The organism is Anaerosalibacter bizertensis, assembly GCF_009696605.1.
Lineage (GTDB): Bacteria > Bacillota > Clostridia > Tissierellales > Sporanaerobacteraceae > Anaerosalibacter > Anaerosalibacter bizertensis.
The window spans coordinates 41,128-52,780 of record NZ_VULR01000016.1 but is presented as its reverse complement, the minus strand read 5'-3'; the positions used below and the strand labels follow the sequence as shown (position 1 = coordinate 52,780).

12 protein-coding genes and 1 other annotated feature are annotated in these 11,653 nt (G+C 29.1%); of the genes, 8 read left to right on the top strand and 4 right to left on the bottom strand.

Translation table 11 applies throughout. From position 1 onward, the window contains the following. Positions 1-115: 115 nt before the first annotated feature. From FYJ27_RS10460 to FYJ27_RS10445, 4 genes are all read right to left on the bottom strand, one after another. Positions 116-574: a MarR family winged helix-turn-helix transcriptional regulator gene (locus tag FYJ27_RS10460; RefSeq protein WP_154484793.1), complete on the bottom strand. Its 459-nt coding sequence runs from the start codon at positions 572-574 to the stop codon at positions 116-118. Positions 575-665: 91 nt separating this feature from the next. Further along, positions 666-1,367, bottom strand: a complete 702-nt coding sequence (locus FYJ27_RS10455; RefSeq protein WP_154484792.1) for a CAP domain-containing protein — start codon at positions 1,365-1,367, stop codon at positions 666-668. A gap of 201 nt (positions 1,368-1,568) precedes the next feature. Then, positions 1,569-2,795 carry a tyrosine--tRNA ligase gene (gene tyrS / locus FYJ27_RS10450; protein WP_154484791.1) on the bottom strand — a complete coding sequence of 409 codons (1,227 nt, stop codon included), beginning with the start codon at positions 2,793-2,795 and terminating at the stop codon, positions 1,569-1,571. 64 nt (positions 2,796-2,859) lie between these two features. Continuing rightward, positions 2,860-3,058 (bottom strand) — a binding site (T-box leader). An 81-nt stretch (positions 3,059-3,139) separates the two neighbouring features. Further along, a complete protein-coding gene (locus FYJ27_RS10445) occupies positions 3,140-3,517 on the bottom strand; it encodes a class II SORL domain-containing protein (protein ID WP_154484790.1) in 378 nt (125 codons plus the stop codon). 169 nt (positions 3,518-3,686) lie between these two features. Between FYJ27_RS10445 and FYJ27_RS10440 the strand changes: the two genes are divergently transcribed. The 8 genes from FYJ27_RS10440 (at position 3,687) to FYJ27_RS10405 (ending at position 11,649) form a co-directional block, all read left to right on the top strand. Further along, the gene (locus FYJ27_RS10440; RefSeq protein ID WP_154484789.1) at positions 3,687-4,823 is read left to right on the top strand and encodes a THUMP domain-containing class I SAM-dependent RNA methyltransferase; all 1,137 of its coding nucleotides are present in this window, start codon (positions 3,687-3,689) and stop codon (positions 4,821-4,823) included. Positions 4,824-4,921: 98 nt separating this feature from the next. Next, the gene (locus FYJ27_RS10435; protein ID WP_154484788.1) at positions 4,922-5,455 is read left to right on the top strand and encodes a cob(I)yrinic acid a,c-diamide adenosyltransferase; all 534 of its coding nucleotides are present in this window, start codon (positions 4,922-4,924) and stop codon (positions 5,453-5,455) included. 247 nt (positions 5,456-5,702) lie between these two features. After that, positions 5,703-6,314, top strand: a complete 612-nt coding sequence (locus FYJ27_RS10430; RefSeq protein WP_154484787.1) for a LysE/ArgO family amino acid transporter — start codon at positions 5,703-5,705, stop codon at positions 6,312-6,314. Positions 6,315-6,508: 194 nt separating this feature from the next. Next, positions 6,509-7,642, top strand: coding sequence for a SpoIIE family protein phosphatase (locus FYJ27_RS10425; RefSeq protein WP_154484786.1), 1,134 nt, complete (start codon positions 6,509-6,511; stop codon positions 7,640-7,642). A gap of 91 nt (positions 7,643-7,733) precedes the next feature. Further along, a complete protein-coding gene (locus FYJ27_RS10420; RefSeq protein ID WP_154484785.1) occupies positions 7,734-9,038 on the top strand; it encodes a glucose-6-phosphate isomerase in 1,305 nt (434 codons plus the stop codon). Between the two features lie 14 nt (positions 9,039-9,052). Beyond that, positions 9,053-9,604 carry a dCTP deaminase gene (dcd, locus tag FYJ27_RS10415; protein ID WP_154484784.1) on the top strand — a complete coding sequence of 184 codons (552 nt, stop codon included), beginning with the start codon at positions 9,053-9,055 and terminating at the stop codon, positions 9,602-9,604. 382 nt (positions 9,605-9,986) lie between these two features. Further along, positions 9,987-10,766 carry a short-chain-enoyl-CoA hydratase gene (locus tag FYJ27_RS10410; protein WP_154484783.1) on the top strand — a complete coding sequence of 260 codons (780 nt, stop codon included), beginning with the start codon at positions 9,987-9,989 and terminating at the stop codon, positions 10,764-10,766. A 28-nt stretch (positions 10,767-10,794) separates the two neighbouring features. After that, positions 10,795-11,649: a 3-hydroxybutyryl-CoA dehydrogenase gene (locus tag FYJ27_RS10405; protein WP_154484782.1), complete on the top strand. Its 855-nt coding sequence runs from the start codon at positions 10,795-10,797 to the stop codon at positions 11,647-11,649. Positions 11,650-11,653: the final 4 nt, after the last annotated feature.

Genomic DNA, 11,653 nt, shown 5'->3' with positions numbered 1-11,653 from the left:
ATAACAGTTTCGTTTTTTAAGCCAATAATTATTGGTTTATTAGGTGTGCATTTTTTTATTATTAATTTTTCCAAAAAACATTAAATATTATTTTGCTAAAATCTATTGACTTTAATTAGCTGGTCTTTATTTTATCCAATATTGTCACTATAGTTTTTAGACTTTGTTTAAATTCATCAACTTCTTTTTCTGGTATTGTACTAAATAGTTCCTCTATTTGAGATATAAATTTTTCTTCTTGTTTTATAAAGTATTCTTTGCCTTCATTAGTTAACTGGATCCATATTTTTCTTTTATCTTTTGGATCATCTTCTCTAAATACTAAACCCATCTTTTCCATAGAGTCAATTAAAGTTGTAATACTCCCTTTTTCCATATCCATATATTCGCATAATACACTGGGAGAGATTTTATCAGATCTTCCAATAATCATAATGGCTCTTATTTGATTTTTATTGCATTTATATTCTCCATCTGTCTCCCTTTTAAAAGTTGGTCTAAATAATCTATGAAATAGGGACATAAATTTAATTAAATTATGCCTTATATCTTCATAATCAGATTTATTATTCATTAAATCACCTCAAATAAAAATAGATAGTTAGAATTCTAATCATTAGAATTCTAACTATCTATTATAACATTTATACACATATAGTCAAGGATTAGTCTGTAAACATTTGTGTCCAGTAGGTAGTACCACCTTTATTTACGTATCCTACACCAATTTTTTTGAAGTTTGAATTTAAAATATTTGCACGATGGCCTGAAGAATTCATCCAGCCATTCATTACAGATTCAGCACTTAAATATCCTTTAGCAATATTTTCACCAGCTTGTCCGTATTTTATTCCAAAGTTTTTCATCATAGTGAAAGGGTCTTTATAAGTAGGAGAGTTATGGCTAAAATAGTTTTTGTCCGCCATATCTTGAGATTTTATGCGAGCTACTTTAGAAAGCTCTTCATTATAAGATAGTGGGGACAAACCTGCCTTTTTTCTCTCTATATTAACTAGTTCGACAACTTTTAATTCTTCAGCATTTGCACTAGTTGATATGTTTTGATTAACTTCTTTTTGTGTATTATTTTCAGTAGGGGTATTTTTCTCTACTACATTTTTTGTAGGTTTAGTAATGCTTTCTTTTTCGGTTATAACTTTATTTTGTTCAGTAGTGTTGTTATATTTGTATCTTGGAATATAGGTTATTAAGTAGTTATTCCAATCTTCGTTTATTTTATACTGATATCTGGTTCTAGGATAGTATTTTATAGTGGTATAATTTGCTGCATGAGCTAAACTTATTGGTGAAAATAGAAATGCAGCAATGGACAATGATAGTAAATACTTTTTAATATTTTTTCTCATTTTATATTTCCTCCCTTTATTTTAAAAAATTCTTTTCCACTCCTCCTTTCTAAAGAATGATTTTTTAAGAGTATAACATTAAGTTTTTTCAAGATAAACCCTTAAAATATGGGTAATAAGCCATATGGAAGAAATATGGGAAAAAAATAAAAAGTCCTGCAAATTTTTGCAGAACTTTTATGTTTAAGAGTATTTACAGGACTAAACAAGTTTTACCTGATGATAAACTTTCTTTCCTTTCCTTAGTAGTAATTTATTGTCAGTAAAGTCTTCAATATTTATTATTTTATTTGGATCACTAAGTCTTTTATCTTCCATATATAATCCACCTTGCTTGATTAAACGTCTTGCTTCTCCGTTAGATTTAGTAAGGCCTACTTCTGTCAATAGATTTAGTATTCCTATTCCTTTTTCTAGTTCTGATTTAGAAATTTCCGTAGTAGGTATGGAATCAGATTTTATTCCACCTTCAAATAAAGATTTAGCAGCTTTTTGAGCTTTTAAGGCTTCTTCTTCTCCGTGAACCATTTTAGTTACTTCAAAAGCTAGAACTTCTTTCCCTTTGTTGATTTCTGCTCCTTCTAGAGCTCCTAGTTTTCTTACTTCTTCCATAGGCAAGAAAGTTAAGACTGCTAGGAAGTTTTCTACGTCCCTATCGTCTACATTTCTTAGATATTGATATAGTTCATATGGTGGGGTTTTTTCTGGATCTAACCAGATAGTACCTGCTTCTGTTTTACCCATTTTAGTACCAGCGGCAGTAGTTAGAAGTTTAAATGTCATAGCATATACTTTAGCATTTTCTAATTTTCTAACTAATTCATATCCACTTAAAATATTTGACCATTGGTCACTACCTCCAACTTGAAGACGACAATTATGTTCTCTATATAGTTTTAAATAGTCATAGGATTGCATTAACATATAGCTAAATTCAAAGAAAGTTAATCCTTTATCTAATCTGTTTTTATAACAATCAAAGGAAAGCATTCTATTTACAGAGAAATGTACACCAATTTCCCTCATAAATTCTAAGAAGTTTAAATCTAATAACCAATCAGCATTATTAACAACCATTGCTTTATTATCATCAAAGTCGATAAATCTTGAAAGTTGTTCTTCAAATCTCTTTGCGTTATAATCGATTTGTTCCTTAGTCATCATTTTTCTCATATCAGATTTTCCGCTAGGGTCTCCAACCATAGTTGTGCCTCCACCTAGTAGAGCTATAGGTCTATGTCCAGCATTTTGCATATGTTTCATTACCATTATTTGAACAAAATGTCCAAGAGTTAAACTATCAGCTGTAGCATCAAATCCAATATAAAAATTTATAGGTTCCTTACCTAATAATTCTTTAAGTTCATCTTCATATGTTGCTTGATCAATATATCCTCTTTCTTTCAGGATATCAAACACATTTTCCATTTTTTACCCTCCTTGAAATTTATATTAATGATTTTTTATACAAATAAAAAGGGTGTTTTTCTCCTCAAAGGACGAGAAAACACCCGTGGTACCACCTTAATTTGCATATAGCCTCTAATCATTTTATCGTATGATAAACGCAATGGTCTCCCATTGAAACTCCAGATTGTAATTCGCTTCTTTATAGGTTATAGACTTCTCACCAATAGTCTATTCTCTGTCCTTTAACCATAAATAGCTACTGAATCTTTCATTGTTTTATCTCAATATGTATTTTATAGTTTATGATATATAATATTATATGTTATATGTATTTGTCAAGGGGAAAAAGAAAAGAGGACTAATTAGTCCTCTACAACTAGTTCAACACTATTTTCCCAAAGACCATGAATATTGCAATAGCTCATGGTATGTATTGTTCCAGGTTTATCAACTTTAAATTTAAAAGATACATAAGGTTCAGTGTATATTTCGCTTTCACCATGTGCTGAAAAATCATAGTTTCCTATTTCAATAGGAAATTTACTTCCTTCTGGATGATAAAATACTTTAATCCATGCAATGTGATGTTCTAAAGTATTTGGATGAGCTATTTCTTCTCCAACAAGTGTTTTTATTTCAAATTCTTCACCTTTTTTAACTTTTTCTGGGGCATGAATAACAGGTACGTGTTTTTCACCTTTCCAATCTCCACTTTGTAACATTGTTCCTAAACTTTTCATAATAATATTCCTCCTTAAATATTTTTAAATTCCCATAAGGGTTTATTTCCTATCTGGTAAAATATATACCCAAGTTGTTTAAAAAATACACATAAAATAAAGAAATTAAAGTAATTATTTAAAAATTAGAGTATAATATTGTTTAGACAAATATCAAAGGAGAGATAAAATGGAGCAAATAGAACTAATAGCTACATCTACTTTTGGATTGGAGTCTGTAGTTAAAAGAGAGGTTTTAGCTTTAGGATATGAAGATATAGAAGTAGAAAATGGAAAAGTAACTTTTAAATGCGATGAAAAAGCTATTCCAAAAGCAAATATTTGGCTGAGAACAGCTGATAGAGTACTTTTAAAGATGGGAGAATTTAAAGCAACTTCTTTTGAAGAGTTGTTTGAAAAAACAAAAGCCCTTCCATGGGAAGATTGGATAACAGAAGATGGGGAGTTTACGGTTGTAGGAAAAGCTGTAGATTCAAAATTAATGAGTGTACCAGATTGTCAATCTATTGTTAAAAAAGCAGTGGTTGAAAAGCTTAAAACAAAGTATAATACAGAATGGTTTAAGGAAACAGGAGCTAAATTTACAATTCAAGTATCTATCTTAAAAGATATTGCTACACTAACTATAGATACTAGTGGAGAGGGATTACATAAAAGAGGTTATAGATTAGAAAGTGTAGAGGCACCTATTAAAGAGACTTTAGCAGCGGCATTAGTTCAATTAAGTTTTTGGAATCATGAAAGAGTTTTAGTAGACCCTTTCTGTGGATCTGGAACGATTGCTATAGAGGCAGCTATGATAGGCAAAAATATTGCACCAGGTATTCAAAGAAATTTTGTTTCCGAAGAATGGCCTAGAGTGAAGAAAGAATATTGGAAAGATGAGAGAATTTCTGCTAGAAAAGCAATAATACAGGATAGAGATTTAAAGATTATAGCTTCAGATATAGATAAAAAGGCAGCCAAAATTGCTGAAGAAAATGCATTTGAAATAGGGGTAGATGATTGTATAGAGTTTAAAACTGAAGATGTTTTAAACTTAAAATTAAATGATGAATATGGTGTAATAATATCAAATCCACCTTATGGAGAGAGAATAGGTGAAAAAAAAGAGGTAGAAAAATTATACAGAGAAATTGGGAAAAAATTCAACAAACTTGATACTTGGTCTATTTATATTTTGACATCTAATACTGGATTTGAAAAACTTTATGGGAAGAAAGCTGACAGAAGAAGAAAACTGTTTAATGGAAGAATAAGAGTAGATTATTATCAATACTATGGTCCAAGACCTCCTAGAAAATAATTTATTTAAATTAATATTTTTATTTTACCAGAAAGGTTTGATTTTTTAGAAATCGAGTATATATATAATAAAGAATTTTTATTTTGGGAGGAATATATATGAATATATATACAAAGACTGGAGATAAAGGAAAGACTAGTTTATTTGATAATAAGAGAGTTTCCAAGGATTCTATTAGAGTTGAAAGCTACGGTACTGTTGATGAATTAGTAGCTTCTTTAGGTCTAGCTAAAAATTATGTTGATGATGAGGAAATGTATGACCTAATTACTGAAATACAAAATAAGTTATTTACAGTAGCAGCAACTCTTGCAACAGAAGATATAACTAAGCTTCCATATAGTATAGAAGAAAAGGATATAAGATTTTTAGAAGAAAAAATTGACGAATATATGGCAAAAGTAAGTAAACCTACAGGATTTATAATACCTGGTTCTGGAAAGGGTTCTGCTTATTTACATGTATCTAGAACTATATGTAGAAGAGCAGAAAGAAGAATTATTACATTGTCAAATAGTGCAGATATAAATCCTATTGTAATAAAATATGTAAATAGGCTGGCAGATCTTATATACGCATTAGCTAGAGCATCAGAAGAAAGAGAGGAAAAAGTAAATTTTAGCAACAAATAATAAATATTATATATGGAAATAAAGTATATTGAAGATATTCATGTAAATTTTAAGAAAATACAAATTACTGCTTAAAAATAGGCGGGAAAGCTGAAAAACAGGCATGTTTTTTCAGCTTTTTTTGTTTTATTCTTGAGTTTGTTGGAATTTCACTCTTTAAGATATATTAGAAAGTGGCATAAACATTGCAATATTTATAACAATAATAAAATGCGATTTTAAAACTATATTATAAGGGGGATTTATTATGAAGTATTTACTACAAGGTTTAATGTTAGGTCTTGGTTATGTAGCACCTCTTGGTATGCAAAATCTTTATGTTATCAATTCAGCTTTAAGAGAAAGCAGGTCTAAAGCTTATCAAGTTGCATTTGTTACTATATTTTTTGACATTTCTTTAGCTTTAGCATGTTTTTTTGGTATAGGAGCATTACTAAAAAAAGTCCCTATATTACAAGGAATAATTATGTTGCTTGGTAGTATAATAGTTATTTACATAGGGATTAGTTTATTAAAATCTTCTCCCAAAATATCAAATGATGTTGATACTGAAAAGCCTTTAATTAGAATAATAGTTGATTGTTTTGTTGTTACCTGGTTAAATCCTCAAGCATTAGTGGATGGTTCAATACTTTTAGGGGCATATAATGCTTCTATTCCTGAAGGGTTTAGTAAATACTTTATAATGGGATTTTGCTTAGCCTCATTTATTTGGTTTACATCACTTTCTACTATTGTGTCAATATTCCATGAGAAATTTAATAACAATATTATAAAATGGATAAACATTGTATGTGGCATAATAATTATATTTTTTGGTGCTAAATTAGGTTATTCATTTATTAGAACTTTTATGTAAATATTTTCACAAAAATATATATTCAATTAGAGTTTTTTAAATATAGCATATAATTTAGTTATTAAATAGATATAAGAGCATCTATTCTTTTAGGATAGATGTTCTTTAGCCATTTTAAATAAAGCTTTTTTTTAATTATAAGCTATGATATGATAGGTATAAGGTGTTTAATTTGAAAAATATAGGTGAGAAATATGATAAATAAAGAAAAATTTAGTTTCATCGAAGAAAAGATGAAAGAGTATAAGAATTATAGTATGTTAAATTATCATGTTTTAGAAGGAATGGCCGACTGGGTAAGGGTTATAGACAAAGAAGGCACCATTATATATGCAAATAAAACTATGAAGGAAAGTCTTGGTCAAGATTTAGAAGGAAGAAAATGTTATGAAGCTATTGGTAAAATTAGACCATGTACTTTTTGTATTACAGAAAGAAGTATTGCAACTGGAGATATAGTTCAAAAAGAAGAAATTGTAGGAGATAGAATTTTTTCAGTTAAAAGTTCTCCTGTAGCGGATTCTGAAGGCAATGTATATGCAGCAGTTGAAGTTTTTAGAGATGTTACAAGAGAGAGAAAATTGGAGAGGGAAATAAAACAAAAAAATAAAAAAATGAGTAAAGATTTAGGTTTTGCTAAAACTCTTCAAAGAAAAATACTTCCTCAAAGAGGCATATATAAAAATGTTAAAATAGATTTTTTATACAAGCCATGCGAAATGTTAAGTGGAGATATGTTTGATATCTTTTATATTGATGATCAACATATTGGTATATATATATCAGATGTAGTAGGTCATGGTATTACGGCTTCTATGATGACTATGTTTGTAAGGCAAACTATGAGAGCTATAAAAGAAGAAATTAAAAGTCCTTCAAAAGCTCTTACTGAACTTCATAAAAGATTTATAGACTTAGATTTGGATGATGATAAATATTTTACTATGTTTTATGGCGTTATGAATACTGAAACTAATGAGTTTAGATATTCTAATGCTGGACATAACTGTGTACCAATATTATTTAATGGAGAAGAGATAAAGCTTCTTAAGGTTAGAGGATTTCCTATTTCTTATATATTTAATGAGATAAAATATAAGGAAGACTCTATAAAGTTAAATAAAGGTGATGAGATTCTTTTTTATACAGATGGTATTACAGAGATTCAAAATAAATCTAAAAAAGAGTTTGGTATAGAAGGAGTAATAGAAGTAATAGAAAAGGGAACGACAAATGTAATAAAGAGATTAGAAGGAGAAGTTAATAAATTTAATTGGGGCACTCAAGATGATGATCTTGCAGTAGTTTTAATGGAAGTAATGGAATAAATCCTGGAAGCTTAAGCTTCCAGGATTTATTTTTTAAAATTTGTGATATTATAAGTTATAAGTAATTTTTAAATATAATAGGAGGGATTTCATGAATAATATTTATTTAGATTATTCCAAGAGTTTCATAAAAGATCATGAGCTAAAATCTTTAGAAGAATATATAAATCTATCACATAATATTTTACATGAAAAAAAAGGTGCAGGGTCAAAATATTTAGGTTGGTTGGATTATCCTCAAAATTATGACATAGATGAATTTGAAAGAGTAAAAGAAACAGCTAAAAAAATAAGAAGTGATTCAGATGTATTTATTGTTATAGGAATAGGAGGTTCCTATTTAGGGTCTAGAGCTTGTATAGAAGCTTTAAACCATTCTTTTTACAACCAGTTGAGTTCAGACAAAAGAAAAGGACCAGAAATATATTTTGTAGGAAATAATGTAAGTAGTACTTATATACTTGAATTGTTAGAGTTGATGGATGGAAAAAATATAAGTATTAATGTAATATCTAAATCTGGAACTACTACAGAACCTGCTATTTCCTTTAGAATATTTAGAGAATATATGATGGAAAAATACGGGGAAAAAGCTAAAGAAAGAATTTATATTACTACAGATAAAGAAAAAGGAATATTAAAAGAAATGTCTATTGCAAAAGGATATGAAACATTTACAGTACCAGATGATATTGGAGGCAGATATTCTGTATTTACATCTGTAGGCTTACTCCCTATTGCAGTGGCAGGTATAGATATAGATAAGTTAATGGAAGGTGCTAAAGAAGGGATGGAAGAATATGCTACTTTAGATATAGATAGCAACTATTCCTATCAATATGCTCTTTTAAGGAATATTTTGTATAGAAAAGGAATAGATATAGAAATATTAGCAAGTTATGAACCAAGTCTATTTTATTTTCAAGAATGGTGGAAACAATTATTTGGAGAAAGTGAAGGAAAAGATTTAAAAGGAATATATCCTTCGTCAGTAAATTTTACTACTGATTTACATTCTTTAGGTCAGCTTATTCAGGATGGAAGAAGAAATATTTTTGAAACTACTATAAATATTGAGAAGCCTAAAAAAGATATAAAAATCAATAAAGATAGTGAAGATTTAGATGAGCTTAATTTTCTTTCAGGAAAGACAATAGACTTTGTAAATAAAAAAGCTTTTGAAGGTACTGTTCTTGCTCATACACAAGGAGGAGTACCAAATATAATTATAAATATTCCTGAGTTAAATGAAATATATTTTGGAAAACTAATTTATTTCTTCCAGAAAAGTTGTGCTATTAGTGGATATTTAATGGGAGTTAATCCTTTTGATCAGCCAGGAGTCGAAGAATATAAGAAGAATATGTTTAGATTAATAGAAAAGCCAGGATACTAAAGGGGAGATAAAAATTGATACTATCAGATAGAACTATTAAAAAGATGATTGAAGATAAAGAACTTATAATAGATCCAATTGAAGAAGATAAGCAAATTCAACCGGCTAGTGTAGATATAAGATTAGGAAGACATTTTTTGAAAGTTGATGAAAACAGGGTTGAATCTATGTGTCTTCAAGAAGAGATAGAATATATAGAGATTGAAAGTGATGAGATAATTATTCCACCAAATTCTTTTTTACTTGCTACTACTATGGAATACATTAAACTGCCTAATTATTTGACAGCTTTTGTTGAAGGAAGAAGTTCAATAGGTAGGATGGGACTTTTTATTCAAAATGCAGGATGGGTGGACCCAGGTTTTGAGGGGGAAATAACTCTTGAATTATATAATGCCAACAGACTTCCTATAAAACTTATTTCTGGAAGAAGGGTTTGTCAATTGGTATTTGCTCTTATGGACAAAGAAGCATTGAATCCTTATGACGGAAAATATCAAAGGCAAAGAAGAGCAACAGGGAGTAAGGTTTATAAAGATATAGAGAATAATAGAATAGGTAATTAATTACCTATTCTATAGCTTTTATAATCTCTTTATAAAAACGTTATTTTCGATATTATTTTAACAAAAAATAAATACTTGTAAATTATTAATTAGCTATAATTACATTTCTTATATTGTAAAGGTATAGATTTAAATAATAAAATCCCGTAAAAAGCTTAAAATTATAAATATAATAAAAAATAACTTATAAATTAAAGAAAATAAATATTAAAAAATGGAGAACAAAGGAGATAAACTAAGAAATATCAAGAACTTTTAATTAAGACTACTCTAAGGGACAAAGATTGTTAATCGGTTATCAAACTTACCATTGATTTATTTTGGAAGTTTTGATAAAATGTAAATAAATAGAGACAAAGATAGCAATATGAGGAGGGATAGAATGGATTTTGAAAATTTAGTTTTCAAAAAAGAAGGCAATATAGGTATATTATCAATTAATAGACCTGAAGCATTAAATGCCCTCAATACTCAAGTATTGAAAGAGCTAGATAAAGCTGTAGATATGATAGATAAAGATGAAGAGGTACATATTGTTATATTAACAGGTGAGGGAAGAGCTTTTGTAGCAGGTGCAGATATAGCAGAAATGAAGAATATGGGCTCTAAAGAAGCAAGAGAATTTGCAAGAAATGGTTTAAGTGTATTTAGAAAAATTGAGTTAATGGAAAAGCCTGTTATAGCTGCGGTAAACGGTTTCTCGTTAGGCGGAGGCTGTGAATTGTCAATGTGCTGTGATATTAGAATAGCGTCAGATAAAGCTAAGTTTGGACAACCTGAAACAGGTCTTGGAATAATTCCAGGATTTGCAGGAACTCAAAGACTGGCTCGATTAGTAGGAATGGGAAGAGCAAAGGAATTAATCTTTACAGCAGGCATGATAGATGCTAATGAAGCTTATAGAATAGGACTTGTAAATAAAGTAGTTCCTCAAGATGATTTAATGGAAGAAGCAATGAAATTAGCGAAAACTATTTTATCAAAAGGACAAATAGCAGTTAGATTTGCAAAAGCTGCTATAAATAGAGGAATTGAAACAGATATTGAAACAGGAATGGCAATTGAAAGAGATCTATTTGGACTTTGTTTTACAACAGATGATCAAAAAGAAGGCATGGGAGCGTTTTTAGAAAAACGCAAACCTGACTATAAATTAAGATAATTTTAAGATAATTTTTGGAGGTGTTTTTATGCAAAAGGTTGGAATACTTGGAAGAGGTACTATGGCTTCAGGAATTGTTCAAGTTTTAGTTCAAAATGGTTGTGACGTTGTTATGTGGGTTAGAAATATTGATCCAGATAACCCAAGAGCAAGTGCAAAACATGTTGATAAAGGCTTAAGTAGATTAGTAAAAAAAGAAAAAATTACTGAAGATGATAAGAACAAGTTATTAGACAAAATACAAATTACTACAGAGTATGAAGATTTAAAAGATTGTGATTTAGTAATTGAAGCTATTGCCGAAGACATGGATATTAAAAGAGAAACTTTTGCTAAATTAGATGAAGTTTGCAAAGAAGATGCAATACTCGCAACAAACACTTCTTCTTTATCAATAACTGAAATTGCAAGCGCTACAAATAGACCTGACAAAGTAATTGGAATGCATTTCTTTAATCCAGTTCCAGTTATGAAATTAATTGAAGTTATTAAAGGAATTGCAACTAGTGAAGAAACTAGAAATGCAGTATTTGAATTATCAGAAAAACTAGGAAAAACTCCTGTTGAAGTTGAAGAAGCTCCAGGATTTGTTGTAAATAGAATACTTATTCCAATGATTAATGAAGCTGTAGGAATATTAGGTGATGGAGTAGCAAAAGCTGAAGATATTGACCAAGCAATGCAACTTGGTGCAAATCATCCAATTGGACCTTTAGCTTTAGGAGATTTAATTGGTTTAGATGTTTGTTTAGCTATTATGGATGTACTATATACTGAATTTGGTGATTCAAAATATAGAGCTCATCCATTATTAAGAAAGATGGTTAGAGGTGGACAATTAGGAAGAAAGACTGGTAAAGGATTCTACGATTACTCAAGATAAATAT